The sequence below is a fragment of the Herbaspirillum frisingense genome (assembly GCF_047325095.1).
Lineage (GTDB): Bacteria > Pseudomonadota > Gammaproteobacteria > Burkholderiales > Burkholderiaceae_D > Herbaspirillum > Herbaspirillum frisingense.
In genome coordinates, this window is sequence record NZ_CP168558.1 from 4,819,839 (window position 1) to 4,845,673 (window position 25,835).

At 63.2% G+C, this 25,835-nt stretch carries 23 protein-coding genes; 9 read left to right on the forward strand and 14 right to left on the reverse strand.

From position 1 onward, the window contains the following. Positions 1 to 2: 2 nt before the first annotated feature. Positions 3 to 1,013, forward strand: coding sequence for an alpha-E domain-containing protein (locus tag ACEOAC_RS21965; RefSeq protein WP_077237419.1), 1,011 nt, complete (start codon positions 3 to 5; stop codon positions 1,011 to 1,013). Between the two features lie 172 nt (positions 1,014 to 1,185). Continuing rightward, positions 1,186 to 2,064, forward strand: a complete 879-nt coding sequence (locus ACEOAC_RS21970) for a hypothetical protein (protein ID WP_006461773.1) — start codon at positions 1,186 to 1,188, stop codon at positions 2,062 to 2,064. Between the two features lie 130 nt (positions 2,065 to 2,194). Here ACEOAC_RS21970 and purM read toward each other — a convergent pair whose 3' ends face one another. After that, on the reverse strand, positions 2,195 to 3,238 hold the full coding sequence (purM, locus tag ACEOAC_RS21975) for a phosphoribosylformylglycinamidine cyclo-ligase (protein ID WP_006461774.1): 1,044 nt from the start codon (positions 3,236 to 3,238) through the stop codon (positions 2,195 to 2,197). Between the two features lie 104 nt (positions 3,239 to 3,342). Here purM and ACEOAC_RS21980 point away from each other — a divergent pair, with 104 nt between their 5' ends. The 5 genes from ACEOAC_RS21980 to folK all read left to right on the forward strand — a co-directional run bounded on the left by ACEOAC_RS21980 (position 3,343) and on the right by folK (position 8,066). Then, positions 3,343 to 4,425 (forward strand): AI-2E family transporter, encoded by a 1,083-nt coding sequence (locus ACEOAC_RS21980; protein ID WP_077237421.1) that lies wholly within the window; start codon positions 3,343 to 3,345, stop codon positions 4,423 to 4,425. 127 nt (positions 4,426 to 4,552) lie between these two features. Then, complete coding sequence (gene hda / locus ACEOAC_RS21985; protein ID WP_006461776.1) at positions 4,553 to 5,269, forward strand: DnaA regulatory inactivator Hda; 717 nt, start codon at positions 4,553 to 4,555, stop codon at positions 5,267 to 5,269. After that, entirely contained in the window at positions 5,266 to 5,949 is a 684-nt protein-coding gene (locus ACEOAC_RS21990) for an HAD family hydrolase (protein WP_006461777.1), read from the forward strand. The genes hda and ACEOAC_RS21990 overlap by 4 nt, the downstream gene beginning before the upstream one ends. Continuing rightward, positions 5,946 to 7,574, forward strand: coding sequence for a polynucleotide adenylyltransferase PcnB (gene pcnB, locus ACEOAC_RS21995; RefSeq protein WP_413628580.1), 1,629 nt, complete (start codon positions 5,946 to 5,948; stop codon positions 7,572 to 7,574). The genes ACEOAC_RS21990 and pcnB overlap by 4 nt, the downstream gene beginning before the upstream one ends. 6 nt (positions 7,575 to 7,580) lie before the next feature. Next, a complete protein-coding gene (gene folK / locus ACEOAC_RS22000; RefSeq protein ID WP_413445008.1) occupies positions 7,581 to 8,066 on the forward strand; it encodes a 2-amino-4-hydroxy-6-hydroxymethyldihydropteridine diphosphokinase in 486 nt (161 codons plus the stop codon). Between the two features lie 27 nt (positions 8,067 to 8,093). Here the strand turns inward: folK and ACEOAC_RS22005 are convergent, their stop codons facing one another. The 9 genes from ACEOAC_RS22005 to ACEOAC_RS22045 all read right to left on the reverse strand — a co-directional run bounded on the left by ACEOAC_RS22005 (position 8,094) and on the right by ACEOAC_RS22045 (position 18,051). Beyond that, positions 8,094 to 9,356: an EAL domain-containing protein gene (locus ACEOAC_RS22005; RefSeq protein WP_241811282.1), complete on the reverse strand. Its 1,263-nt coding sequence runs from the start codon at positions 9,354 to 9,356 to the stop codon at positions 8,094 to 8,096. Further along, on the reverse strand, positions 9,334 to 10,518 hold the full coding sequence (locus tag ACEOAC_RS22010; RefSeq protein ID WP_413445007.1) for a protein-glutamate methylesterase/protein-glutamine glutaminase: 1,185 nt from the start codon (positions 10,516 to 10,518) through the stop codon (positions 9,334 to 9,336). Before ACEOAC_RS22010 ends, ACEOAC_RS22005 begins: the two co-directional genes overlap by 23 nt. Beyond that, positions 10,515 to 11,396 (reverse strand): CheR family methyltransferase, encoded by an 882-nt coding sequence (locus tag ACEOAC_RS22015; RefSeq protein WP_413628581.1) that lies wholly within the window; start codon positions 11,394 to 11,396, stop codon positions 10,515 to 10,517. The genes ACEOAC_RS22010 and ACEOAC_RS22015 overlap by 4 nt, the downstream gene beginning before the upstream one ends. Positions 11,397 to 11,401: 5 nt before the next feature. Continuing rightward, positions 11,402 to 11,977 carry a chemotaxis protein CheW gene (locus ACEOAC_RS22020; RefSeq protein WP_077237428.1) on the reverse strand — a complete coding sequence of 192 codons (576 nt, stop codon included), beginning with the start codon at positions 11,975 to 11,977 and terminating at the stop codon, positions 11,402 to 11,404. A 103-nt stretch (positions 11,978 to 12,080) separates the two neighbouring features. Then, positions 12,081 to 13,868, reverse strand: coding sequence for a methyl-accepting chemotaxis protein (locus ACEOAC_RS22025; protein ID WP_077237429.1), 1,788 nt, complete (start codon positions 13,866 to 13,868; stop codon positions 12,081 to 12,083). 26 nt (positions 13,869 to 13,894) lie between these two features. After that, positions 13,895 to 16,096, reverse strand: coding sequence for a chemotaxis protein CheA (locus ACEOAC_RS22030; RefSeq protein ID WP_241811279.1), 2,202 nt, complete (start codon positions 16,094 to 16,096; stop codon positions 13,895 to 13,897). Continuing rightward, the gene (locus ACEOAC_RS22035; protein ID WP_077237431.1) at positions 16,093 to 16,428 is read right to left on the reverse strand and encodes a lipid asymmetry maintenance protein MlaB; all 336 of its coding nucleotides are present in this window, start codon (positions 16,426 to 16,428) and stop codon (positions 16,093 to 16,095) included. The genes ACEOAC_RS22030 and ACEOAC_RS22035 overlap by 4 nt, the downstream gene beginning before the upstream one ends. A gap of 78 nt (positions 16,429 to 16,506) precedes the next feature. Continuing rightward, the gene (locus ACEOAC_RS22040; protein WP_006461787.1) at positions 16,507 to 16,875 is read right to left on the reverse strand and encodes a response regulator; all 369 of its coding nucleotides are present in this window, start codon (positions 16,873 to 16,875) and stop codon (positions 16,507 to 16,509) included. A gap of 9 nt (positions 16,876 to 16,884) precedes the next feature. After that, complete coding sequence (locus ACEOAC_RS22045; RefSeq protein ID WP_413628582.1) at positions 16,885 to 18,051, reverse strand: chemotaxis protein; 1,167 nt, start codon at positions 18,049 to 18,051, stop codon at positions 16,885 to 16,887. Between the two features lie 404 nt (positions 18,052 to 18,455). On the opposite strand from ACEOAC_RS22045, the gene ACEOAC_RS22050 reads away from it, so the two are divergent. Then, a complete protein-coding gene (locus ACEOAC_RS22050; RefSeq protein WP_006461789.1) occupies positions 18,456 to 19,097 on the forward strand; it encodes a deoxynucleoside kinase in 642 nt (213 codons plus the stop codon). Positions 19,098 to 19,104: 7 nt separating this feature from the next. Continuing rightward, positions 19,105 to 19,932, forward strand: a complete 828-nt coding sequence (gene panB, locus ACEOAC_RS22055; RefSeq protein ID WP_234295448.1) for a 3-methyl-2-oxobutanoate hydroxymethyltransferase — start codon at positions 19,105 to 19,107, stop codon at positions 19,930 to 19,932. A 109-nt stretch (positions 19,933 to 20,041) separates the two neighbouring features. Here panB and dnaJ read toward each other — a convergent pair whose 3' ends face one another. The 4 genes from dnaJ to hemH all read right to left on the reverse strand — a co-directional run bounded on the left by dnaJ (position 20,042) and on the right by hemH (position 25,833). Then, entirely contained in the window at positions 20,042 to 21,172 is a 1,131-nt protein-coding gene (dnaJ, locus tag ACEOAC_RS22060; RefSeq protein ID WP_006461791.1) for a molecular chaperone DnaJ, read from the reverse strand. Between the two features lie 264 nt (positions 21,173 to 21,436). Further along, on the reverse strand, positions 21,437 to 23,386 hold the full coding sequence (gene dnaK / locus ACEOAC_RS22065; RefSeq protein WP_413628583.1) for a molecular chaperone DnaK: 1,950 nt from the start codon (positions 23,384 to 23,386) through the stop codon (positions 21,437 to 21,439). Between the two features lie 155 nt (positions 23,387 to 23,541). Continuing rightward, the gene (grpE, locus tag ACEOAC_RS22070) at positions 23,542 to 24,105 is read right to left on the reverse strand and encodes a nucleotide exchange factor GrpE (protein WP_077237435.1); all 564 of its coding nucleotides are present in this window, start codon (positions 24,103 to 24,105) and stop codon (positions 23,542 to 23,544) included. A gap of 618 nt (positions 24,106 to 24,723) precedes the next feature. Continuing rightward, a complete protein-coding gene (gene hemH / locus ACEOAC_RS22075; RefSeq protein WP_241811276.1) occupies positions 24,724 to 25,833 on the reverse strand; it encodes a ferrochelatase in 1,110 nt (369 codons plus the stop codon). Between the last annotated feature and the right edge of the window lie 2 nt (positions 25,834 to 25,835).

Consider the following 25,835-nt stretch of genomic DNA (forward strand, 5'->3'; position numbering starts at 1 on the left):
CGATGTTGAGCCGCACCGCCGATCACCTCTTCTGGATGGCCCGCTACACCGAGCGCGCCGAGAACACCGCCCGCATGCTCGATGTGCATGTACAGACCGCGCTGCTGCCGCAATCGACCGACGACGCCGAGCAGGGCTGGCGCGCCGTGTTGGGCATCTCGGAACTGCTCTACGGCTACAACCAGAAATACGACAAGCTCACGCAGAAGGACGTCATCGACTTCATGGTGCGCGATCCCAACAACCCGTCGTCGATCGCCTCCTGCCTGCGCCAGGCCCGCGAGAATGCGCGGGCCGTGCGCGGCGCGCTGACCACGGAAGCCTGGGAAATCCAGAACGCCACCTGGATCAAGATGCAGTCCTACCTGCAGACCAATGCGCTGGAGCAGAACCCCAGCGATTTCTTCGAGTGGGTCAAGCATCGCTCGCACCTGTCACGGGGCGTGACCATCGGCACCATGCTGGAGGATGAGGCCTTCCACTTCATCCGCCTGGGGACCTTCCTGGAACGTGCCGACAACACCGCGCGCATCATCGACGTCAAGTTCCACGGCGCCAAGGAAGCGCAGTCGCAGAAGCAGAACGGCCAATCGCAATCCCAATCGCAGTCCCAATCACAGAGCCAGGCCGCACGCGACGAAGCCGGGCAACTGGACTTCTACTACTGGGCCGCGATCCTGCGTTCGGTGTCCGGCTTCGAGATCTACCGCAAGGTCTATCGCGACGTCATCACCCCCGAGCGCGTGGCCGAACTGCTGATCCTGCGCGCCGACATGCCGCGCTCGCTGCTGGCCTGCATGGGCAATGTGATCTCCAACCTGCACCATGTGCGCAACGATGTCTCGGCCGACACCGAGCGCTTCGCCGGCAAGCTCCATGCCGACCTGAAGTTCGCCCGCATCGAGGAAATCCTGGAAGCCGGTCTGCACGACACCCTGACCGAATTCCTGGAACGCATCTTCGAGCTGGGCAATCGCATCAGCCGCGATTTTCTTGTTCCTTTGGCAGCGTAAGTGGCCCCGGCTGTGCTCTGCAGCATGAGAAAGGAGCACAGCCGCTGTCATCTTTTCCGGAAACAGGCCGTTACTGTAGGTACGTCACGACAGATGCCCCCGGTGCGCAAGCTGTGGCGCCGGGCCTTACGGTAAAATCCGGCTTTACGTTTCCAAGTACCAAGATTCCATCATGACCTACTGCGTAGCCATGCGCCTCAACAGCGGCCTGGTGTTCCTGTCCGATTCTCGTACCAATGCGGGTGTCGATCATATCGGCACCTTCCGCAAGATGAGTGTTTACGAGAATCCGGGCGACCGCGTCATGGTCTTGATGACCGCCGGCAACCTGTCGATTTCGCAATCCATCCGTCAGATGCTGACCGAGCGCACCAATGCCGAGGGTCGCAGCATCTGGACTGCGACCTCCATGTACGAAGCTGCCCAGATCCTGGGCGACGCCATCCGCGCCGTGCATGACCGCGAAGCGGCCGAGCTCAACAAGTTCGGCATCGACTTCAACGTCAGCATCATCTTCGGCGGCCAGATCCGCGGCGAGCGCTGCCGCCTGTTCCAGATGTACTCGGCCGGCAACTTCATCGAGTCGCACGACGAGAACACCTATTTCCAGATCGGTGAATCCAAGTACGGCAAGCCCATCATCGATCGCGTGGTGACTCCGCAGACCTCGCTGGACGAAGCCGCCAAGTGTGCGTTGATCTCCATGGATTCCACGCTGAAGTCCAACATCTCGGTGGGCCTGCCGCTGGATCTGCTGGTCTATGAGAGCGAAGACCTGGCCGTGACCCGTTTCGTCACCATCGACGAGCAGAACCAGTATTTCCAGATGATCCGCCGCAGCTGGGGTTCGCAGTTGCGACGCGTCTTCGAGGCCATCGACGACCCGGTCTGGGATGCCCTGCCGGAAGACACGCTCAATGTCCTCTCGACCGCCTCCGACATCAGCGAACCGGTGCGCGTGCCGCCGCCCAATGGCATGGCGCGCGGCGTACAGACGGGACCGCGACAGATCCTGGCGGAGCAGGATGGGGATGTGGGACAGGCGGGCTAGTCAAAATTTCCCGCGGGAAATCCGGTGCCATCCTGACAAGACAAGTCGCCACACCTCGGGAAAGCCCCGCAAAAATGAAAAAGGCTGCATCAAAGCAGCCTTTTTCATTTTGCGAAACGATTTACACCATTCAACGCACGATGGTCTGCGCTTCACCCTCCGCGCGGGCGCGGATGGTACCGATGCGGTAGACGGTCTCGCCAGCGGCCTTCAGGTGGGCTTCGGCGGCGTCCGCGTTTTCCTTGGAGACGATCACAGTCATGCCGATGCCGCAGTTGAAGACGCGGTGCATTTCTGCATCGGCCACGCCACCATGCTGCTGCAGCCAGGTGAACAGCGGCGGCATGGTCCAGGACTTGGCATCCAGTTCGGCGGTCAGGTGGTCCTGCAGTACGCGCGGGATGTTCTCGACCAGGCCGCCGCCGGTGATGTGGACCATGCCCTTGACTTCCAGCTTTTCCATCAGCGACAGCAGGGGCTTGACGTAGATGCGGGTCGGGGCCATCAGCACGTCGGCCAGCTTGCGGCCGTGGAAGTCGGCTTCCAGGTCCGGCTTGGCCACGTCCAGGATCTTGCGCACCAGCGAGTAGCCGTTGGAGTGCGCGCCCGAGGAAGCCAAGCCCAGCACCACGTCGCCCGGAGCGATCTTGGTGCCGTCGATGATCTTAGATTTTTCCACCGCGCCGACGGCAAAGCCGGCCAGGTCGTATTCACCATCCGGGTACATGCTGGGCATTTCAGCGGTTTCACCACCGATCAGGGCGCAACCAGCCTGTTCGCAACCGGCGGCGATACCCTTGATCACATCGGTGGCCGAAGGCACGTCCAGCTTGCCGCAGGCAAAGTAATCCAGGAAGAACAGCGGCTCGGCGCCCTGTACCAGGATGTCGTTGACGCTCATGGCCACCAGGTCGATACCGACCGTATCGTGACGATTCAGGTGGAACGCCAGCTTGAGCTTGGTACCCACGCCGTCGGTCCCGGACACCAGCACCGGCTCCTTGAACTTCTTGCTGATCTCGAACAGGGCGCCGAAACCGCCAATGCCGCCCAGCACGCCTTCGCGGGTAGTGCGCTTGGCGAAAGGCTTGATCGCTTCGACCAGGGCGTCACCGGCATCGATATCGACGCCAGCGTCACGGTAGGAGAGGGAGACATTGGAAGGTGAAGTCATGATGAAATATTGCCAGTGAAGACGGTAAAATAGGGGATTCAGGGTGGAGAATGCCCTGCCAAAGCGTGATTTTAACAAAACCGACACTCCCGAACTCCGAATCCATGCCTTTTTCTTTGTCCGAAGAGCAAAAACAAAACCTGGCGTGGCTGATTGTCGGCATTTTGCTATTGTCCCTGCTGGTGGCGCTGGGGCCGATGCTGTCCCCTTTCGTCGCTGCCGGCATCCTCGGCTATGCACTCAACCCGGGCGTGGACTGGATCGCCAGCCGCCGGCTGGGCCCGGTGCGGGTGCCGCGCTTCGTGGGCGTGACCATCATGGTGTTGCTGCTGATCCTGGCCGGCCTGGCGCTGGTGCTGATCGTGGTGCCGCTGGTGCTGCGCCAGATCCCGTTGCTGCAGGCCCAGGTGCCGCCGCTGCTGGACAAGCTGAACGCCTTCCTCTCGCCGCGGCTGCACCAGCTGGGCATCGACGTGCGCCTGGACATGGCCGGCATCAAGGCCCTGCTCACGCAGCAGATCAGCACCAGCGGCGACGAGCTGTGGAGTTCGGTGCTGGCCTCGGCCCGGGTGGGCGGCACGGCGTTGCTGGCGTGGCTGGCCAACCTGCTGTTCGTGCCGATGGTGCTGTTCTACCTGTTGCAGGACTGGCATCCCTTCCTCAAGCGGGTGCAGATCATGATTCCGCGCCGCTGGGCCGGTCGCGTCAATACCATGGCCGCCGAGGTCGATGGCCTGCTGGGACAGTATCTGCGCGGACAATTGCTGGTGATGCTGGTGCTGGCAGTCTATTATTCGGTTGCGCTCACGGTGGCAGGCTTCGACAGCGCGCTGCCGGTGGGCGTATTGACCGGCTTGCTGGTATTCATCCCCTACGTCGGTTTCGGCCTGGGGCTGGTGCTGGCGATCCTGGCGGCGATCCTGCAGTTCGATGGTGCCATCGGCCTGCTGTGGGTGGCCTTGATTTATGGCGTGGGACAGGTGCTGGAAAGCTTCATCCTCACGCCCAAGCTGGTGGGCGAGCGTATCGGCCTGCATCCGCTGGTCGTGATTTTCGCCCTGCTGGCCTTTGGCCAGCTGTTCGGCTTCGTCGGCGTGCTGCTGGCGCTGCCGGCCTCGGCCATTGTCTCGGTGATCGCCATGCATGTGCGGCGCGAGTACCTGGCCAGCAATTTTTACAACCGCTAGATAGAGTGTCCATGTCTTATCACAGCCTCCATGCAGGACCGGGAAGCTGCGCAGTGTCCGGCGCCGCGCGCCGACCTGCATTAACTTGCCGCAGCACAACTGCGGCACCCGTAGCTGATACACGCCGATGAAACAGATTCCGCTCGATTTGAGCGCGGACCAGCCGCAAAGCTTCGACAGCTTCGTGACCGGCCGCAACGCAGAACTGCTGGAGCGCTTGAAGCTGCTGGCCTCTGCCGGCGTGGGCAAATCCACCCATACCGGCAGTGCCAGCACCGATCGCTTCATCTACCTCTGGGCCGAAGCCGGGGCCGGCAAGAGCCACCTGCTGCACGCCCTGGCCACCAAGGCCGGCCAGGAAGGCAATCATGCCCGCCTGATCCACGCCGACTCGCCCGAGTCGGCCTTCGAATACAGCCCCCGCACCAGCCATTACCTGCTCGACGACGTGGACCAGTTGTTCGAGGAGCAGCAGATCGCTGCCTTCAACCTGTTCAACCAGATCCGCGAACAGGGCGGCTGCATGGTCTGCAGCGGCACCTTGCCCCCTACCCGCCTGGAGTTGCGCGAAGACCTGCGCACCCGGTTGGGCTGGGGCCTGATCTATCAGGTCCATGATCTCTCGGATGATGAGAAGATCGCCGCCCTGCTGCAGATCACGCTGGACCGCGGCCTGGAAATCCCCCCGGCCGTGATGATGTACATGCTCACCCACTACCGGCGCGACATGCCTTCGCTGTCGCGCATGCTCGACGCGCTGGACCGCTACTCGCTGGCTACCAAGCGCGCCATCACCCTCCCCTTGCTACGCGAACTGTTACAACAGGAATCCGGAGAACAATGAACCTCGCCCTTTTCGATCTCGACCATACCCTGCTGCCGCTCGACTCCGACCACGAGTGGGGCGAATTCATGGCGCGCATCGGCGCCGTGGATGCCGACAGCTTCCGGAAAGCCAATGACGAATGGTTCGCCCATTACCAGAACGGCACGCTGGACCCGGTGGCCTACCTGGAGTTCGCGCTGGGCAACCTGTCGCGCATCCCGCGCCAGCAACTCGACGAGATGCACCAGCAGTTCATGGAAGAAGTGGTCAAGCCGGCCATCCTGCCGCAAGCCGTAGCCCTGGTGAAGAAGCACCTGGACGCCGGCGACCTGGTGGCCATCGTCACCGCCACCAACCATTTCGTGACCAAGCCCATCGCCTCGCATTTCGGCGTGGAGCACCTCATCGCCGCCCTGCCGGAGCTGGACGCCCTGGGCAACCTCACCGGCAAGCTGCGCGGCACGCCGACCTTCGGCCCGGGCAAGATCGTCCATACCGAAGCCTGGCTGGACCAGCTGGGCCATACCCTGGACAAGTTCGAGCGCAGCTATTTCTATAGCGATTCGCAGAACGACATCCCCCTGCTGGAACGCGTCACCGACCCCATCGCCACCAACCCCAACGACAAGCTGCTGGCGCATGCACAGTCCCGTGGCTGGCCGGTACTGAACCTCTTCGCCGACGGCCACGTGCAATGATCAAGAAACTGATTCGCTCCATCCTGGGCCGCGGCAAGGCTGCTGCAGCCGCAGAGAGCGCCGAACCGGTCAAGAAATCGCGGGCCAAGGCCGGCGCTGCGGGCGGCAAGATCGAACCCGACGTGCTCGGCCCCAAGCAGCATGGTATCGACCCGGCGCTGGTCTCGCCCAATGCGGTGCGCGTGACGCAGACCCTGCAGGATGCCGGCTACAAGGCCTTCATCGTCGGCGGTGCAGTACGCGACCTGCTGCTGGGCATCAAGCCCAAGGACTTCGACGTCGCCACCAACGCCACCCCGGAACAGGTCAAGCAACTGTTCCGGCGCGCCTTCATCATCGGCCGCCGTTTTCAGATCGTCCATGTCATGTTTGGTCAGGAACTGATCGAGGTCACCACCTTCCGTGGCGCCTCGGCCGAAGCTGCGCCCAAGGATGAACATGGCCGCGTGCTGCGCGACAACACCTTCGGCGAACAACATGAAGACGCAACCCGACGCGACTTCACCATCAACGCCATGTACTACGATCCGGCCAGCCAGACGGTGCTGGATTATCACGGTGGCATCGCCGACATCCGCGACAAGAAGCTGCGCATCATCGGCGAGCCGGAAGCGCGCTATCGCGAAGACCCGGTGCGCATGCTGCGCGTGGTGCGCTTCGCGGCCAAGCTCAAGTTCAGCATCGACCCGGCCAGCAGCGCCCCCATCCGCGTGATGGCACCGCTGATCGACAACGTGCCGGCCGCGCGCGTGTTCGACGAAATGCTGAAGCTGCTGATGAGCGGCCATGCCCTGGCCTGCCTGCAGCAACTGCGCAAGGAAGGCCTGCACCATGGCCTGCTGCCGCTGCTGGACGTGGTGCTGGAACAGCCCCTGGGAGAGAAATTCGTCAGCCTGGCGCTGGCCAATACCGACGCCCGCGTCAAGGAAGGCAAGGGTGTCTCTCCGGGCTTCCTGTTCGCCTCGCTGCTGTGGCATCAGGTACTGGAGAAATGGCGCGCCTACCAGGCTGCCGGCGAATACCCGATTCCTGCACTGCACCTGGCCGCTGACGATGTGCTGGATGCCCAGACCGAGAAACTGGCCCTGCAGCGCAAGATCGCCTCGGACATGCGTGACATCTGGGCCATGCAGCCACGCTTCGAGCGCCGGGTCGGCAAGGCCCCCTACAAGCTGCTGGAACACCTGCGCCTGCGCGCCGGTTTCGACTTCCTGCTGCTGCGCTGCCAATCCGGTGAACTCGATGCCGAACTGGGCGAATGGTGGGAAGCCTTCATCGCCGGCAACGCTGCGGAACGCGAAGAACTGATCGCCCGCAAGCCGGCCGATACTGCCAGCGGCAGTGCCGGCGCCGGCCCCAAGAAGCGCAAGCGACGCGGTGGCCGCAGCCGCAGCAAGTCCGTCGGCGACAGCGGCGGCAATGAGGGCGGTGATGAACAGCAGGCCGCGCCGGCAGAAGTGGCCGACGCGCCAGCCAGGAAGCCTGCCGCGGCGCCCGCCGAGGCAGTTGGCGAAGCAGGCAGTGAAGGCGGCAGCGCCGAAGCGCCCAAGCGCCGTCGTCGCCGCAGCCGCACCAGTACCAGCGGCGCAGGCCTCGATGCAGCGCCCACCGGCGACGACCAGTAAGCCGGCATGAACCGGCCCGAGACCCTGGCCTGGATCGGCATAGGCGGCAATCTGGGCGACGCCCGGGCCACGGTCGAGCAGGCCATCGCGCGGCTGGCAGGATTGCCGCAGTCACGCCTGATGCACAGCTCCTCGCTGTATCGCACCGCCCCCATCGACTCCAGCGGCGACGACTATGTCAATGCGGTGGTGCTGGTCAGCACCACCCTGCCCGCACTGGAGCTGCTGCACGCCTTGCAGGCGATCGAACTGCAGCACGGGCGCGAGCGGCCCTATCGCAACGCGCCGCGTACGCTCGATCTGGATGTACTGATGTATGGAAATGCCAGCATCGCCAGCGCGGAACTGACCGTCCCCCATCCGCGCATGGCACAGCGCGCCTTCGTCCTGGCGCCGATGCTGGAGATCGATGAAACGGTGGAAATTCCCGGATTGGGAGCGGCCCGCCCGTTTCTGGATGCCATCACGGATCAGCCGGTCAGCAGGCTGTGACCCCTCCCCTGCGGCCTTGTCCGTCGCCTACGCGACCCCGCCCGTAGCCGCCCCGCGTCCCAGCGGTCGCAACTCGTGCAGGCGGCGATGATGTCCCTTCAGCCACAGCGACAGCTCATTGGCCGGCATGGGCTTGCCGATCAGGTAGCCCTGCCCCAGGCTGCAACCGAAATCCTGCAGCAGGCGCCAGTCTTCCATGGTCTCCACACCTTCGGCGACGGTCACCAGTTCGAGGCGCTGCGCCATGTCCAGCGCGGATTGCAGGATCACGCGCAAGTTCTTGCGTTCATGCGCACCATGCACGAAGGAACGGTCGATCTTCAGTTCCGTGAAAGGGATGCGGGCCAGTTGCTGCATCGATGAGAAGCCGGTGCCGTAATCGTCAATCGACAGGCCGAAGCCCTTGAGCCGCAAACGCGCCAGCATGCCCAGGGAATTTCCCTTGTGCGCGACCACCGAGCTTTCGGTGATTTCCAGCACCACGTTCTCGGCCGGCAAGGCATGCTTGTCCACCAGTTCCAGGATGCGGTGCAGAAAGTCGGGTTGCTCCAGCGACAGCGGCGACAGGTTCACCGCCACCTTGATCGCCAGCCCCCGGCTATGCCACACCGCCGCCTGCGCCATGGCCTGGTCCATCATGCTGATGGTCAGGTCGTGGATCAGGCCGCACTGCTCGGCCAGGGGAATGAAACGGTCCGGCGGCACCATGCCGCGTTCCGGATGAATCCAGCGCGCCAGTGCCTCGACACCCTTGAGGATGCCGGTCTGCACATCCACCTTGGGCTGGAAGTAAGGCAGCACCTGCCCACCCTCGAGTGCCACGCCCAGGTCGGTTTCGCACATCGAGGGCAAGGGATCGTCATGCGCATGCGCATCGCCGCCATGACGCCGGAAGCCTTGCAGCGCGGCGCGCAACTGGCCGAGATTGAGTGGTTTCTGCAGGACGCCGATCAGGTTCATGCCCAGCGCATGGATCATGGTTTCCACCGACAGCAGCAAGGAAGTCTCGCGACTGGAGGCCACGATCAGCGGAATATCGATGCCCTTCTGCTGCAATTGCTGGATCAGCTCGATGCCATCCATGCCCGGCATTTCCAGGTCGATCACCACCAGCCCGGGAGGCAGCTTGAGCAGTGCCAGCAGATCCAGCGCTTCGTTACCGTTACCGGCCTCGTAGATCAGATCGACGCCCAGCTCCTGCAGCAGCGACACGCTATGGCCGCGCTGCAGGGCGCTGTCGTCGACGACCAGCGCGGATTCGATCAGCTCATTGAGATTCTCTAGAGGCATATTTTTCGATCACGGCAGAGATATTGTCGAGCGGGAGGACATCACCGACGCCCCCCATGTGTATCGCTTCTTTCGGCATGCCGAAGACCACACTGCTGGCCTCGTCCTGAGCGTAGGTCGCGGCGCCGCAATCGGCCATCTCCCGCATTCCCCGCGCTCCGTCGTCCCCCATGCCTGTCATGATGATGCCTACTGCATTGCTGCCGGCGGCCTTCGCCAGCGAGCGGAACAGCACGTCCACCGATGGCTTGTGCCGGCTCACCAGCGGCCCTTCCAATGTTTCCACATAGTACTGCAGGCCATCGCGCCGCACGACCAGATGCTTGCCGCCCGGCGCGATCAATACGCGTCCAGGCAGGATCACATCGAGATGCTCGGCTTCCTTGACCTCGGCTCCCGAAAGACGATGCAGCCGCTCGGCGAAGCTGCGCGTGAAACGCTGCGGCATGTGCTGCACCACCACGATGCCGGGACAACGCCGGTCCAGCCGGCCCAGCACCCGCTCCAGCGCCTGTGGTCCGCCGGTGGAAGCACCGATGGCGACGACGCGTGCCGTCGGTGGACGGTAGCCGTCTTCCGGCCCTGGCGGGTTCAGTACGGCATCGGCGGTGTAGCGCTGCAAGCCCGAGGTCCAACCCGCATCATGCAGTATTTCGCGCGATGCTGCTTTGACCGGGCGCAGCCTGGACAGCTGCGGCACGGACCGTGTCGGCGCCGGTACCGGGGTGGCTACACCGTTGCGGCTGCCGGGTCCGGCCCGCATCGCGGTGCGGATGGCGCTGGCCAGTTCGACCACGGCCTCCTGCAGGAATTCGCGCACACCCAGTTGCGGCCTGGCAATGACGCTCACCGCGCCGGCCGCCAGTGCTTCGGCCGCGACGTGGCTGCTGTCGCCGGCCCGCGCGCTGCACATGATGACCGGCGTGGGTCGGGTGGCCATGATCTGGCGCAGGAAGGTGATGCCATCCATGCGCGGCATTTCGATATCCAGCAGGATCACGTCCGGCCACTCCTGATGCATCTTGCGCAAGGCAAACACCGGATCGGGCGCCGTGCCGATGACACGGATGTCGGCAGTCTGCGCCAGCAGTTGTTGCATCAACTGCCGTACCACCGAAGAGTCATCGATGACCATGACCCGGATTGCCGGCGGCGTATTCATTGCGGCCTGCGGTAGATGGAGGGTGAATGCATCAGCAGGTCCAGCTCCATGCCGTGCAGGGATTCGGAATGCCCGACCACCAGATAACCGCCCGGACGCAAGCGCGCAATCACGTCGCGCAATACCTTGAGCTTGGTCTCGCAATCGAAATAGATGATCACATTGCGCAGGAAGATCAGGTCATACATGCCATCGTCATGGGCATGCAGTGCGGTCAGGTTGCGCTGGGCAAACTCGACCTTCGCACGCAGGTCGGCCTGCACCAGGAACTGGCCCTCGTATTCACCGGTGCCGAGCAGGCAATAGCGGCGCAGGTAAGGGCGCGGAATGTTCTGGCCGCGGGCCATCGGATACAGGGCGCGACGGGCGAAACGCAGCACCCGCGTGCTGATGTCTGAACCGAATACCGACCACGAGGCGCTCGGCCGATGATGGTCCAGCAACATGGCCAGGGTATAGGCCTCTTCCCCGGTGGAACTGGCGGCGCTCCAGACGCGCAGGCTCTTGCGCTCGCTCCACAGCGGCAACAGTTCGTCGGCCAGGAAATCGAAATGCCCCTGCTCGCGGAAGAAGTAGGTCTCGTTGGTGGTGATGAGGTCGATGGCGCGCTGCCGTTCCTGTCCACCCTGTTCACTGCTGATGAGGGCATAGTACTGACCCAGCTCGCGCAGGCCCAACTCGTGCACACGATTGCTCAAGCGGCTTTGCAGCAGGGCCTTCTTCGACAGCGGCAGGTGCAGGCCGATATGCTTCTTGAACAACTGCTGGAACAGCTGCATGTCGTGATCGCTGACCTCATCGTCCAGTTGCAGACCCAGGCCTGTGCTGCCGCCCAGGGGGGGGGGGGTGATGCCGCCGGAACCGCCGATGCTGGCCATGGCCGCTACTCCCGCGTGGCCTGGACCGACAGCACCGGCACGCCGCCCAGGGCGTCGTCGGCGCTCATGCCCAGCAGGCTGGCCAGCTCATCGACCGACAACACGCGCTGCACGTCCAGCACCACCACGAAACGCTCGCTGACGTTGATCATGCCTTCGATGAAATCGGCCCGGATGCCGGCGCCAAAGGAGGGCCGTGGTTCGATGTGGTCCACGCCGATGCTCAGCACCGCGCTGACCGCGTCGACCATCACGCCCAGCAGCAGCATCTGCTCGTCCTGCACCAGTTCCATGATGATGATGCAGGTACGCTTGGCCTCGACGGTGGGCGGGCGACCGAAACGCACCGACAGGTCGATCACCGGCACCACCGAGCCGCGCAGGTTGATCACCCCGCGCAGGAATTCGGGCATCAACGGCACTTCGGTCAGACCACCGAATTCGATGATCTCGCGGATGTTGACGATGGGCATGGCAAAGCATTCCGCACCGACCAGGAAAGTCAGGAACTGGCGGGTCTCGATGACTTCTTCCTGTTGCCGCTTGCGGGCCGATTCGCCGTTCAACGATACGCTGGGCATGGCCTGCTCTCCTGGCTGTGCCGGCGGGGGCCGGACCGGTCTACTGCGCGCCGTATGGGCGCTGACGTGAGGGTGGATGCAATCTTGCTCATGGCTTGCGACCTCAGAAACGCTTGAAGGCGGACTCGTCCACGCCGGGCTCGTTCTCGTCCACATCCAGCATGGACAGCCGGCGCACCCGCTCGTGCTTTACACCAGGGGTACGGGGCTCGCCGGGCTTGTCGCCACGCGGTGGCATCTTCTGCATCTCGCCCACGCGGAAGAAGCGCATCAGGTCCTGCAGATGGATGGCCTGGGCACTCATCTCTTCCGAGGTGGCCGACAGTTCTTCCGAGGCCGAGGCCGTCATCTGGGTGGTTTGCGCCATCTGGTGCACGGCGTTGTTGATCTGTTCCAGACCGGTGGATTGCTCGGCCGAGGCCGCAGCGATCTCCTGCACCAGGTCGGCAGTCTTGCGGATCGACGGCACCATCTGGTTGAGCAGGCCGCCGGCCTTTTCGGCCAGGCCCACGCTGTTCTCGGCCACGGCAATGATTTCCTGGGCGGCGGTCTGGGAACGCTCGGCCAGCTTGCGCACTTCGGCGGCGACCACGGCAAAGCCCTTGCCATGCTCGCCGGCACGTGCCGCTTCGATGGCCGCATTCAACGCCAGCAGGTTGGTCTGGTAGGCGATGTCGTCGATGATGCCGATCTTGCTGGCGATCTGCTTCATCGCAGCCACCGTCTCGCGCACCGCTTCGCCACCTTCGGTAGCGGCATTGGCCGAGAGGCTGGCGATGCCATCGGTGGTGCGGGCGTTGTCGGCGTTCTGGGCGATGGTGGCGGTGATCTCTTCCACCGAGGCACTGGTTTCCTCGACGTTGGCGGCCTGTTGCGAAGCATTGTGCGACAGCGCCTGGGAAGACGATGAAATCTGCTCCGATGCCGAGGCCAATGCGCTGGCCGTGCCACTGACATCGCCGATGACGTCAGTCCACTTGGTGACCATCTGTTGCGTGCTGTAGAGCACGCTCACCTTGTCGCGCTTGCGCAGCGGCACGGTCACGGTGAGGTCACCCTCGGCCACCCGGCGCAGCACGCTCATGGCATCACGCGGTTCGCCCCCGATCTGGGAACGGATGGTGCGATAGGCAAACCCCAGGCAGGCGAACAGCACCACCACCGAGGCAGTGAGCAGCCAGAAGATCTTCTGTTCCAGTTCCGCGTAGTCGGTACCGGCCTTGACCACACGAGCCTGGGTGCGCTCATCGACCAGGCGCAGGAAATCGTTGACCGGACTCATCACCTTGCCGAACAGGGTGCGATAGGTCTGGTCGAACACCAGCTCCTGTGCCATGGCCTGGTTGGGCGCACCCACCACACTGTACTTGCCTTCGCCATCGTCGAACTCGCCCTTGACGGCGTGGAAGGCGGTGATCTCGATGCGCGACAGCTGGTCGGCCAGTTTCAGCGCTTCCTGCATCTTGGCCAATTCCTGTTCGGTGAAGCCGGAGCGCTTCATCAGCTCGGACAGCGGCACCGCCTGGGCACCCGCTTCCAGCGGAAGCTTGCGGGCGCTCACCAGGTCCCAGTTGAAGCGGTCATAGTTGGCAGGACGAGGACGCTTGCCGTTACGGATATCCAGGATCATGTAGTAACGATCTTCGTCGTTGGGATCACCCGTGGTCACATAGGCACGCGCGAACTTGGTCATGTCCTCGGTGGTCCGGCGCAGCTCATTGGCCAGCGCAGCCGACGAATAGCGCGACTGGTGGGCATGCTCCAGGGCCGTGTTGGCCTGCCTGAGGGTATCGGTGAGACTGATCACCACCGCCACCAGGATGGACAGCACCACTGCCAGCCAGATGAAGATCTGCTTGATGCTCATTCTGTTGGTCATCGATTCTTGCATGCTCGCGTCCCCTTGTGCTGCACTCGTCATTGCGCGGACGTCACGCCGCGTTCGGCGTAGACCGCCGTATTGCCTTGTTCCTGCTGCTGGGTGTGATGGACCAGGTGCGGGATGTCCAGGATCAGCGCCACCCGGCCGTCACCGAGGATGGTCGATCCCGACAGTCCCTTGACCTTGCCGAACAGCCTGCCCAGCGGCTTGATCACCGCCTGGCATTCGCCGAGCAAACCATCGACCAGCAAACCTGCGCGCAGCTGGCCGTATTGCACAATCACCAGGCTCTTGCGCGCACGGCCCTGCTGGCGTTCAGGCAGGTCGAACAGCTCGCGCAGCGGGACAAAGGGCAAGGGTTCGTCGCGTACCGCCACGATGTGGCTGCCGCTCTGGTGCGGCGGCATGTCGATGCATTCCACCACCATGTCCAGCGGGATCACGAAGACTGCATTGCCCACCACCACCTGGAATCCGGAGATGATGGCCAGCGTCAGCGGCAGGCGGATACGCACCACGGTGCCGCGCCCGCCCTCGGTATCGATGGAGACCTCGCCATGCAAGGCCTCGATATTGCGCTTGACCACATCCATGCCGACCCCGCGTCCCGACAATTCGGTCACCTGCCGGGCCGTGGAAAAACCGGGCTCGAAGACGAAGCGATAGATGTCGGCATCGCTGAGGTCTTCTTCGCCGCTGGTCAAGCCCTGTGCCACGGCCTTTTCCAGGATGCGGTCGCGGTCCATGCCGCGTCCGTCATCCATGACTTCGATCAACACGCTGCCCGATTCGTGGGTGGCATTCAGGCGCAGGGTGGCCTTGGGTGGTTTGCCGGCGGCGAGGCGCTCGTTGGCCGGTTCAATACCGTGGTCGATGGCATTGCGCACGATGTGCATCAGCGGATCGGCCAGGCGCTCGACCATGGATTTGTCCAGCTCGGTATCGGAGCCGGTCATGATGAGGTCGATGTCCTTGTCGAGGTCGCGCGCAATGTCGCGCACGATGCGCGGGAAGCGCTGGAACACTTCATTGATCTGCACCATGCGCAAGGTCAGGGCAGCATCGCGGATCTGTTCCATCAGGCCGTCGATGGCCTGGGTCGCTTCCTCGAACTGGCTGTCCTTGCGACGGCGCGCAATCAGGCGGGCACTGGCACCGGCAATCACCAGCTCGCCCACCAGGTCGATCAGCTGATCGAGCTTGGAGACTTCGATCTTGATGAACTTCTGCTCCTGCGCACGACGTTCGTCCAGCAGGCGCGGCCGCTGGCGCGCATCGGGTGCGGCCACCGGGATTACCGACACGGCGGCCTCGTCGACCGTGGCCGCGCCCAGGCAACGCCATTGCGTTTCATTGAACAGTCCGTGGTGGCGCCAGAGACCGACCAGACGCGCCGCATCCTCACGCGCCAGGCGTTGCAGCACGGTGGCGTAGTCAGCCAGCACGCTATGTGGCGACAGGATATCGATGCGACTGTCGTCACGCACGAACTCGAAGACATCCTCCAGCGTCTGGCGGGAAGAGCCCGAGGCAAAACAGATTTCCACGCCCAGGTAGCAGCTTTCGGCATCCATGCTGGCGGCATCGGGGATGCCGCTTTCCACCGGCAGGATGGCGACGATACGGCCGAGCGAGCGCAGATAATGCAGGAAGGACAGGGGGTCGAGGCCATCACGCAGCACGTTCTCGTTGAACTGCAGCGACAGGTGCCAGTAGGGATAGTCGGCCGGAGCCTGGGCAGTGAGTTCATCAATCGCACCGAGGCCCTCCCGCTGGCCCGCCACCGCGTCGCCTGCTGCGGCAGGCTGGCCGGCGCCGGCTGCCTCGGCCGCGTCGCCCGTGCTTGCAGTCAGCGCCACCAGGGCCAGCTCGGCCAGCAGCGCCGTGCGCCGCTCGGCATTTGGTTCCTCGGCTTCCTGGCCGCGTTCGATGGCATCGACCAGTTCACCGATGTAATCGCCACACTGCAGCAACAAGGACATCAGGTGGCCATTCAGAGGCAGACGATCCTGGCGCACCAGGTCCAGCAAGTGCTCCACCTGGTGCGTGAACTGGACGATGCTGTCGAAGGCGAACAGCCCGGCCGATCCCTTGATGGTATGGGCGGCGCGGAAGATGGCGTTGATGCACTCGCGGGTCGGACCTTCCATCTCGATCTGCAGCAATGCGGCTTCCATCGCCACCAGCAGTTCGCGGGCTTCCTGTACCACGGCATCGCGGGCAGAATCCTTTTTCATGCGTGCTCCCCTGCTGGTGGGAGCAGGACCTCGGCAGGACCGAATCGCTCATGCAGCTGCAGCAGGTCCAGCGCCGCCACCACGGCCGGGCTATAGGCGCCAATCTCCAGCTGGCGGTCCTGCTCGGCTAGTTCGCGCCGCAGCAGCAACAGCAACTGGATGCCCGCGGTGTCGATCTCGTCCACTCCGGCCAGGTCCAGCACCACGCGCGGCTGCACCAGCGTCAATGCGTGCAGCAGCTCGGGCTTGCGCTCGGCTGCCTGGAAAATGGTCAGTCCGCCGCTCACGGTGAGCAGTAGGCTGTCCTCTTGCACGGAGTACGTCAGTGGCATGTGGCGGGTCTCGGCTTTCTATCGGTCTTCTATCGGTCGCTTGCTGTCGGTCTGGGCTATCGCTCGGCGGTTCGGTGTTCAGGGTTGTACCAGCTTGGCCACCGCATCGAGCAGCACCGGTGGCTGGAAGGGCTTGTGCACCCAGGCACGGATACCGGCGGCCTTGCCTTCCTGCTTGCGCGCTTCGCTGCTCTCGGTGGTCAGCATGATGACGGGGGTGAACTTGTAGGCGGGCATCTGCTTCATCTCGCGCACGAAGGACAGGCCGTCGAGGTTGGGCATGTTGAGGTCGGAGATGACCAGGTTGAACTTGCGGCCGTCCAGTTTCTTCAGGGCTTCGCGCCCGTCAGCGGCCTCTTCCACGTGGTAGCCGGCACTCCTCAAGGCGGCCGAGATGGTCTGCCGCAGGCTGAAGGAATCGTCGACGATCAAAATGCTCTTTTCCATCTCGGTTCCTCAGAAGAAATCCACTTGGGACGGCGCTGCGGGATGGCCCTGCTGGCCGGCGTGTATCTGACGCTGTTCCTGCGTGGTATAGGTCTTTTCGAGATCGGCCAGCCATTGCTGGGGGGAAGGCAGCGCGTCCTGGCCAGGTTCGGCGGCACCGCGCAGACGGGCGATGTCCTGTTGTACGTGGTCCAGGATCTGGCTGATGCGGTCCTGGAATTGCAGGTGGACCAGGATGTCGCAGACTTCGCGATCGACTTCGCGGCCTTCGTCTTCCAGCTCCTCCACGGTGGTGGTCAGCTTCATGGCGGACTGGCGGAAGTCGGCGATGATCTGGTCGATCACGGCCCGCGAGTTTTCCACGATCTCGCTGGCGCCGGCTGCCATCTCGCCGGTGCTGCCGATGGCAGCCAGGATCTGCTGGCGGGCACCCTTGGCGCGGGCGGCGATCTGCCGACTGTTCTCGGCCGAACGCTCGGCCAGCTCCTGCCAGCTCTGGGCATCGCTGAGGAGATCGGTCACACCGGTCTGGCCGGCCAGTTGTTCGTTCTGCTGGGCCAGACGGCGGATGTCGTCATTGGCGGCCATGAGCGCGTCGAAGCGGGTCGCCAGCACCTGGCGGGCGGCCTGCATGCCTTCCAGCGCCGAGGCGATGATGCCCAGTTGCTCGGCGGCATCCTGGATGGTCTGCAGGATGTCGCCGTTGGCCGCACGGCTGGCGGGGTCCAGCGTGCCACCGAGACGCTCGTGGATGCCGACGAAACGGGCCGTGAGGCTATCGATGGCCGACTGGGTCTGTGCACGTGCCAGCTGGACATTGCCTTGCCACACCGGCAGCACTTCGCGCAGCAGGTCGGCCAGCGGGTGGGCCTGAGTGGCGCGGGAGGTGGACGCCAATTCCGGTTCCAGTACGGGTTCCATTGCAGGCACCAGGATTGGCTCACCCAAGGCTGCGCCCGGCGCGTGGACGCCCGCTGCCTCGCGCGCCTCGGCTGCCCCGGCCACGACGGTCCGCGAGACGTCTGCGGCGGCGGGTGCCGGCAGGCAAGTCAGATAGAACGCACCGCCGATCAGGAGGCCGACCAGCAAACCCAGCCACCAGTGCTGGGCCAGCATCATGAACAGCAGCAAATTGACCAGGCACAGCACTGGCAAGATATTGCGAAGCGATTTCAAAGCCACGATCCCGATTTGTTGTTCTCAGCTTGGGTCAATGCGCGTGGCGCCACGGGCGCACCATGCTCTTGACAGCGTTTACGGCAGGTATTGGCCGATCTTGGGGCAACAGACAACAGACCGGCACACCGCCTGCTCGGCATGCCGCCCTGCAGCGAACCCGGCACTAATCTCCCACCGGGTTGGTCTATCCTGCGCGCACCAACCCACAGTCTATTGTGCTGGTTGCCCGAGTGTCGCCTTTCGTCGAATAAAGGCCAATTTCCGTTTGAGTTATCGACGCAGTGGATGGGCGAACGGGGATTATTGCAATAGTTACAACAAAACCAAGCTTCCGCGGGTGCCGCCCGTCGGGGGAAATCAACTACAATGCCGCACCCGGCGTGCCGGGGGAAAGGGGACGCATGGAACTGGAAAGTTACCGCTACATTGCAATCGACGGGCCGATCGGCGCCGGCAAGACTTCCCTGGCCAAACGCCTGGCCAGCTTGTGGGACGCCCAGGTGGTGCTGGAACAGCCGGAGGAGAATCCCTTCCTGGCCGACTTCTACCGCAATGCCGGCCAGCATGCCTTCCAGACCCAGGTGTTCTTCCTGTTGCAGCGGATCCGACAGTTGCAGGCGCCGCTCGATCCGGCGCTGCTGGAGGGGCGCTTCGTCGCCGATTTCATGCTGGAAAAGGACATGCTTTTCGCCGGGCTGACCCTGGCCGGCGAAGAACTGGCGCTCTATGAAACCTTGTACCTGCAGTTGCGCCCGCAGGCGCGGCTGCCGGACCTGGTGATCCATCTGCAGGCCGCACCCGAGATATTGCAGGCGCGCATTGCCGAGCGCGGCGTGGCCATCGAAGAAGGTATTTCGCTGGATTACCTGCAACGGCTTTCCGAGTGCTACAGTCAGTTTTTCTATCATTACGAAGGGGCGCCGGTATTGACCGTCAATACCGAACACCTGGATCCGGCGCACAACGACGCCGATCTGCGCACGCTGCTGCAGCACATCGAAGAGATGCGCGGCAAGCGCGCCTTTCTCAATCAAGGAGGTTGAATTTCCAATGGCAGGCTATCTTCAGGAATCCGGCGCGGCACGCGCCAAGCCGGTGACGACCCACACCCTGCAGGCCATGCGCGCCAAGGGCGACAAGATCAGCATGCTGACCTGTTACGACGCCAGCTTTGCGACGCTGATGGAGCGTGCCGGGCTGGAGACGGTATTGATCGGAGACTCTCTCGGCATGGTCTGCCAGGGTCACGATTCGACGCTGCCGGTGAGCATCCAGGACGTGGCCTACCACACCGCTGCCGTGGCGCGCGGCAGCCACACCATGCTGATCATCGCCGACCTGCCCTTCGGCACCTATCCGACCCGTGAAGAAGCCTTCCGCAATGCCGCCCTGCTGATGCAGGCGGGGGCGCAGATGGTCAAGCTGGAAGGCGGTGTATGGCTGGCGGACACGATCAAGTTCCTGACCGAGCGCGGCATCCCGGTCTGCGCCCATATCGGCCTGACGCCGCAGTCGGTGCACCAGCTGGGCGGCTTCAAGGTGCAAGGCAAGACCAGCGATGGCGCTACGCAATTGCACGCCGATGCACTGGCCGTGCAGCAAGCGGGGGCGTCGCTGGTGGTGATCGAGGCGGTACCAGCCACGCTGGGCAAGGAAGTGACCGACCGCCTGGCCATTCCCACCATCGGCATCGGTGCCGGCCCGGACTGCTCCGGCCAGGTGCTGGTGATGCATGACATGCTGGGCGTCTTCCCGGGGCACAAGAGCCGCTTCGTGCGCAACTTCATGGACGGCGCCGGCAGCATCGAGCAGGCCGTGCGCGCCTACGTGGCTGCGGTCAAGGACGGCAGCTTCCCGGCACCGGAGCATTGCTTCTGAGACTGCGTGAAGCATCAACCGCCTGCAGCATGACGCAGGCGGACAGCAAAACGGCCAGCGATCTGCTGGCCGTTTTGCTTTGCTGCGGTTGTGCGAAGGAGCTCCGGTCTTACTCGAAGAATTCCTTGACCTTGTCCTTCCAGGTCTTGGTCTGCGGGCTGTGCTTGGCGCCGCCTTCGGTGGTCAGCTGCTCGAACTCGCGCAGCAGTTCCTTCTGGCGTTCGGTCAGCTTGACCGGCGTTTCCACCACGACATGGCAGAACAGGTCACCTGCATAACCGGAGCGCACACCCTTGATGCCCTTGCCGCGCAGACGGAAGGTCTTGCCGCTTTGGGTTCCTTCGGGGATGGAGAAGGATGCCTTGCCGTTCAAGGTCGGGGCTTCGATCTCGCCGCCCAGCGCTGCCTTGGCAAAGGAGATCGGCATTTCGCAATGCAGGTCGTCGCCATCGCGCTGGAACACGTCATGCGGCTTGATGTGGATTTCCACATACAGGTCGCCCGGAGGACCGCCGTTGACACCCGGCTCGCCGTTGCCGGAGGAGCGGATGCGCATGCCGTCGTCGATGCCTTCGGGAATCTTCACCTCCAGCGTCTTGTTGCGCTTGATGCGACCGGCACCGGCGCAGGTGGGGCAAGGTTCAGGAATGATCTTGCCGCTGCCGTGGCACTTGGGGCAGGTCTGCTGGATGCTGAAGAAGCCCTGCTGCATGCGCACCTGGCCATGACCGCCGCAGGTGGTGCAGGTGACCGGCGAGGTGCCGGGCTTGGCGCCGCTGCCGTGGCAGGTGTCGCACTGGTCCCAGGAGGGCACGCGGATGGTGGTATCGAAACCGTGGGCCGCCTGTTCCAGGGTGATTTCCAGGTTGTAGCGCAGGTCGGCGCCACGATAGACCTGCGGGCCCGAATTGCGCCCGCCACGTCCGCCGCCGCCACCGAAGATGTCGCCGAAGATATCGCCGAAGGCGTCTGCAAAGCCGCCCGCGCCGGCACCGCCGCCGGCTCCCATGTTGGGATCGACACCGGCGTGTCCGTAGCGGTCGTAGGCCTCGCGCTTCTGCGGGTCCGACAGCATCTCGTAGGCTTCCTTGACCTCCTTGAACTTGTCTTCCGCGCCCTTGCTGTCGGGGTTGCGGTCAGGATGGTACTTCATCGCCAGCTTGCGATAAGCCTTCTTGATTTCGTCGTCGCTGGCGTTCTTCGCCAGTCCGAGCACTTCGTAAAAATCGCGTTTTGCCATGTTGTATAACCCACCTTGTTATTGTGTTCCGTCGCTGCTGCGAAGGCCTGCACTGCGGCCGCCCTTGCGCGACCGGGAACCAACAATGTGAAAAAGCCGAGTTCAGCTTTTGACTGCGGACTCGGCGTACCGGCCTGGCCGATCAGACAACCCGGCCGGGTGGATGCTGCTGGAGCTGATTTCCTAAAAATCCGCCCGGGCTGCGGAAAAACCGCACCCGGGCGCGAGCGCTGACGTCAGGTAAAACGACGCGTCAGTCCCGGATTACTTCACTTCCTTGAAGTCGGCGTCGACCACGTTGTCGTCCTTCGCGGCTGCACCACCGGCACCGGCCGCACCCGCCTGGGCGGGTGCGGCACCGGCTGCGCCACCGGCGGCAGCGGCTTGCGCCTGCTGGTCGGCGTACATCTTCTCGCCCAGCTTTTGCGCAGCGGTCGACAGGGCCGCGGTCTTGGCATCGATGGAGGCCTTGTCGTCACCCTTCAGGGCTACTTCCAGCTCCTTGATGGCCGCTTCGATGACTTCCTTCTCGCCGCCTTCGAGCTTGTCGCCGTACTCGCCCAGGGCCTTCTTGGTCGAGTGCACCAGCGCGTCGCCCTGGTTGCGGGTCTCGGCCAGTTCCTTCAGGCGCTTGTCTTCCTCGGCGTTGGCCTCGGCGTCGCGCACCATCTTTTCGATCTCTTCCTCATTCAGGCCAGAGTTGGCCTTGATGGTGATCTTGTTTTCCTTGCCGGTGGCCTTGTCCTTGGCGCCCACGTGCAGGATGCCGTTGGCGTCGATGTCGAAGGTCACTTCGATCTGCGGGGTGCCGCGCGGTGCCGGCGGGATGCCTTCCAGGTTGAATTCACCCAGGGCCTTGTTGCCCACGGCCATTTCACGCTCGCCCTGATAGACCTTGATGGTCACGGCCGGCTGGTTGTCGTCGGCAGTGGAGAACACCTGGCTGAACTTGGTCGGGATGGTGGTGTTCTTCTTGATCATCTTGGTCATGACGCCGCCCATGGTTTCGATACCCAGCGACAGCGGGGTCACGTCCAGCAGCAGCACGTCCTTGCGGTCACCCGAGAGGACCGAACCCTGGATCGCGGCGCCCACGGCGACGGCTTCGTCGGGGTTGACGTCACGGCGCGGGTCCTTGCCGAAGAACTCCTTGACCTTCTCGATGACCTTGGGCATGCGGGTCATGCCGCCGACCAGGATCACGTCGTCGATGTCGGAGACCTTCACGCCGGCATCCTTGATGGCTGTGCGGCAGGGTTCGATGGTCTTGGCGATCAGTTCCTCGACCAGGGATTCCAGCTTGGCGCGGGTGATCTTCAGATTCAGGTGGACCGGCGCGCCATTGGCCATGGCGATGTAGGGCTCGTTGATCTCGGTCTGCTGAGAGGACGACAGCTCGATCTTGGCGCGTTCGGCCGAAGCCTTGATGCGCTGCAGGGCGATGGCGTCCTTGGACAGGTCCAGACCGTTGATCTTCTTGAATTCCTCGATGATGTAGTCGATCAGGCGCTGGTCGAAGTCTTCGCCACCCAGGAAGGTGTCACCGTTGGTGGAGAGCACTTCGAACTGCTTTTCGCCATCGACGTCGGCGATTTCGATGATGGACACGTCGAAGGTACCGCCGCCGAGGTCATACACGGCGATCTTGCGGTCGCCCTTCTCTGCCTTGTCCAGACCAAAGGCCAGCGCAGCCGCGGTCGGCTCGTTGATGATGCGCTTGACATCCAGACCGGCGATGCGACCGGCATCCTTGGTGGCCTGGCGCTGGGCGTCGTTGAAGTAGGCCGGCACCGTGATGACGGCTTCGGTCACTTCTTCGCCCAGGTAGTCTTCGGCGGTCTTCTTCATCTTGCGCAGGACTTCTGCGGAGATCTGCGGCGGTGCCAGCTTCTTGTCGCGCACGCCGATCCAGGCGTCGCCGTTGTCGGCAGCCACGATCTCGTAGGGCATCAGGTTGATGTCCTTCTGCACTTCCTTCTCGGTGAACTTGCGACCGATCAGACGCTTGGAGGCGTAGATGGTGTTGCGCGGGTTGGTCACCGCCTGACGCTTGGCCGGTGCGCCGACGAGGATTTCGCCGTCTTCCTGGTAAGCAATGATGGAGGGCGTGGTGCGCGCGCCTTCCGAGTTTTCGATCACCTTGGGCTGATTGCCTTCCATGACGGAAACGCAAGAGTTGGTGGTGCCCAGGTCAATGCCAATGATTTTTCCCATGATTTTTCCTTCGATCTTTCAGCCCTGGATGCCGGGCTACAGTAGTTTTGGATGTTTTTAATATGTGGAGAAAAGATGGACTTTCAAGCGTCGAAACCACCGGAACAAGCAAAAATGATGCCTTTGGCGCTGTTCCCCCTTCGACGCCGGTCCGCTTACTTTCCCTGGGCCACCGTCACCAGCGCGGGGCGCAACAGACGGTCGGAAATCATATAGCCTTTTTGCAGCACGGCCACGACGGTGTTGGCTTCCTGCTCGGCCGGCACGGCCGAGACGGCCTGGTGCTTCATCGGGTCCAGCTTGTCGCCGGTTTGCGGGCTGACTTCCTGCAGCTTGTTCTTGTCGAAGGCCGAGGTCAGTTGCTTCAAGGTCATGTCCACGCCTTCCTTCAGGGATTCCAGCGAGGCGTTTTCGATCTTCAGGGCCATTTCCAGGCTGTCCTTGACGGCCAGCAGGGATTCGGCAAAACCTTCGATGGCGAACTTGTGAGCCTTGGCGATGTCTTCCTGAGCGCGGCGGCGGATGTTCTCGCCTTCGGCACGGGCGCGCAGGAAGGCGTCCTGCATCTCGGCAGCACGGGCTTCTGCGGCGGCCAGCTTGTCTTCCAGGGTGGGCTCGGCCGGAGCAGCCTGCTCGGTGGCATTGGCGGCAGCGGCGGCATCCTGCGACTGGGGATCTTGCTGGGCGGTTTGGGCTTCCTGTTTTTCCATGTCTTGCATTCCTGAATTACCTCCAACGAATCGATTGGTGACGTGCATCCGGCAAATTGCGTGCAGTATCGCCGGCGCAAGATGCGGCTCAAGTAAGGCATATCCCTGCATTTTCAAGGGCTATTTAGCCTTTTTTGAGTGGTTTTTTGCCTGATTCTGCCGTTACCGCGTGAAATCCCGAACGTTGGACAGCGCTTTGGACAGTGTTTACCAGGCCGGCCTTCACGTTCACTCGATGCCGGCCTAATATGAATTTAGCCCAATAGCGGGCTGCCCTCGGACTTATCGTATCAACAAGGTGACATCATGAAACCGCCACTGATAGCGGCCACCATCCTCATCGCCGCCTACAGCCTCTTGGCCACCGCCTGGATCAGCTATACCCATCTGGTCGGCGAATTCACGCTCTGAGACTGCCTCTGGGCTGACATCCTGCTTCTGCCGTCGCAACCGCTGGCAAGCCGTGGCGACCTGCGGAACGGCTGCTTTGTTCTTCTATAGAGCAAGCCATCGCGCGGCAAAGAGTTGCACAATAAACAACAACGATGCATTCCGTCCGTATTCTAGCAGGCTGCACGCGGCATTCCGTCGATTCCGGGCAACTTGTTGTTGCCCCATGACAATGCATTACTGGGTGGCACCCAGGGCCTTGGCGCGTTCGGCGGAAATGAGCGCTTGCCGGGCGGCCTCGTCGCGGGCCGCCCCGTTGCTCATGGTGGGCCAGCCGGCCAGGTGCTGCTCGACGATCTCCACCATGCCGCCGATCCAGGCTGGGGCTTCATTCAGACATGGAATAAAGTGAAACTCCTTGCCACCAGCCTGCAGGAAGTCATGCTTGACCTCCATGGCGATTTCTTCCAGCGTTTCCAGGCAGTCACTGGTGAAACCGGGGCACATCACATCGACCCGGCGCACGCCCTGGCGCCCCAGTTCCTGCAGGGTCGGGGCGGTATAGGGTTGTAGCCATTCCGCCTTGCCAAAGCGCGACTGGAAGGTGACCAGATATTCTCCTTCGGACAAACCCAGCGACTGCGCCAGCAGGCGCGCCGTCTTGTAGCACTCGCAATGATAGGGATCGCCCAGCAGCAGCGTGCGCTTGGGAACACCGTGGAAACTCATGACCAGCTTGTCGGGGCGCCCATTGAGCTCCCAATGATCCAGCACCGACTGGCGCAGGGCCTGGATGTAGCCGTCCTGGTCATGATAATTGCGGATCAGGCGCAGCTCGGGGATGTTGCGCACCTGGCGGTAGTGCTCGAACACGGCATCGAAGATGGAGGCCGTCGTGGTGCCGGAATATTGCGGATAGGCCGGCAGTACCAGGATGCGGGTGCAGCCCTGTTCCTTCAGCTGGTCCAGCACCTGCGGCAGCGAAGGCGTGCCGTAGCGCATCGCATACGTCACCTGCAATTGATGATGGCCGCGCGCAGCCAGCTGCACGCCCAGTGCGGCCGCCTGGCGCTGCGTATGCACGCGCAGCGGCGAGCCCTCCTCGGTCCAGATGCTGGCGTACTTGGCGGCCGATTTCGAAGAACGGAACGGCAGGATGATGCCATTGAGGATGAACCACCAGACCGCCCGCGGGATTTCCACCACGCGCGGGTCTGACAGGAACTGCCTGAGGTAGCGGCGCAGTGAGGAGGCATCGGGAGCGTCGGGCGTGCCCAGGTTGACCAGCACCACCGCAGTGGAAGCCGGACTGCCGTGGGTGTAGGGAGGTTCTTTGCGGAAGGCCATGG

Excerpts from the sequence above, each read along its gene's own strand:
- ACEOAC_RS21965 (WP_077237419.1), top strand. The coding sequence starts at position 3 with ATGTTGAGCCGCACCGCCGATCACCTCTTCTGGATGGCCCGCTACACC.
- ACEOAC_RS21970 (WP_006461773.1), top strand. The coding sequence starts at position 1,186 with ATGACCTACTGCGTAGCCATGCGCCTCAACAGCGGCCTGGTGTTCCTG.
- purM (WP_006461774.1), bottom strand. The coding sequence starts at position 3,238 with ATGACTTCACCTTCCAATGTCTCCCTCTCCTACCGTGACGCTGGCGTC.
- ACEOAC_RS21980 (WP_077237421.1), top strand. The coding sequence starts at position 3,343 with ATGCCTTTTTCTTTGTCCGAAGAGCAAAAACAAAACCTGGCGTGGCTG.
- hda (WP_006461776.1), top strand. The coding sequence starts at position 4,553 with ATGAAACAGATTCCGCTCGATTTGAGCGCGGACCAGCCGCAAAGCTTC.
- ACEOAC_RS21990 (WP_006461777.1), top strand. The coding sequence starts at position 5,266 with ATGAACCTCGCCCTTTTCGATCTCGACCATACCCTGCTGCCGCTCGAC.
- pcnB (WP_413628580.1), top strand. The coding sequence starts at position 5,946 with ATGATCAAGAAACTGATTCGCTCCATCCTGGGCCGCGGCAAGGCTGCT.
- folK (WP_413445008.1), top strand. The coding sequence starts at position 7,581 with ATGAACCGGCCCGAGACCCTGGCCTGGATCGGCATAGGCGGCAATCTG.
- ACEOAC_RS22005 (WP_241811282.1), bottom strand. The coding sequence starts at position 9,356 with ATGCCTCTAGAGAATCTCAATGAGCTGATCGAATCCGCGCTGGTCGTC.
- ACEOAC_RS22010 (WP_413445007.1), bottom strand. The coding sequence starts at position 10,518 with ATGAATACGCCGCCGGCAATCCGGGTCATGGTCATCGATGACTCTTCG.
- ACEOAC_RS22015 (WP_413628581.1), bottom strand. The coding sequence starts at position 11,396 with ATGGCCAGCATCGGCGGTTCCGGCGGCATCACCCCCCCCCCCCTGGGC.
- ACEOAC_RS22020 (WP_077237428.1), bottom strand. The coding sequence starts at position 11,977 with ATGCCCAGCGTATCGTTGAACGGCGAATCGGCCCGCAAGCGGCAACAG.
- ACEOAC_RS22025 (WP_077237429.1), bottom strand. The coding sequence starts at position 13,868 with ATGCAAGAATCGATGACCAACAGAATGAGCATCAAGCAGATCTTCATC.
- ACEOAC_RS22030 (WP_241811279.1), bottom strand. The coding sequence starts at position 16,096 with ATGAAAAAGGATTCTGCCCGCGATGCCGTGGTACAGGAAGCCCGCGAA.
- ACEOAC_RS22035 (WP_077237431.1), bottom strand. The coding sequence starts at position 16,428 with ATGCCACTGACGTACTCCGTGCAAGAGGACAGCCTACTGCTCACCGTG.
- ACEOAC_RS22040 (WP_006461787.1), bottom strand. The coding sequence starts at position 16,875 with ATGGAAAAGAGCATTTTGATCGTCGACGATTCCTTCAGCCTGCGGCAG.
- ACEOAC_RS22050 (WP_006461789.1), top strand. The coding sequence starts at position 18,456 with ATGGAACTGGAAAGTTACCGCTACATTGCAATCGACGGGCCGATCGGC.
- panB (WP_234295448.1), top strand. The coding sequence starts at position 19,105 with ATGGCAGGCTATCTTCAGGAATCCGGCGCGGCACGCGCCAAGCCGGTG.
- dnaJ (WP_006461791.1), bottom strand. The coding sequence starts at position 21,172 with ATGGCAAAACGCGATTTTTACGAAGTGCTCGGACTGGCGAAGAACGCC.
- dnaK (WP_413628583.1), bottom strand. The coding sequence starts at position 23,386 with ATGGGAAAAATCATTGGCATTGACCTGGGCACCACCAACTCTTGCGTT.
- grpE (WP_077237435.1), bottom strand. The coding sequence starts at position 24,105 with ATGCAAGACATGGAAAAACAGGAAGCCCAAACCGCCCAGCAAGATCCC.
- hemH (WP_241811276.1), bottom strand. The coding sequence starts at position 25,833 with ATGGCCTTCCGCAAAGAACCTCCCTACACCCACGGCAGTCCGGCTTCC.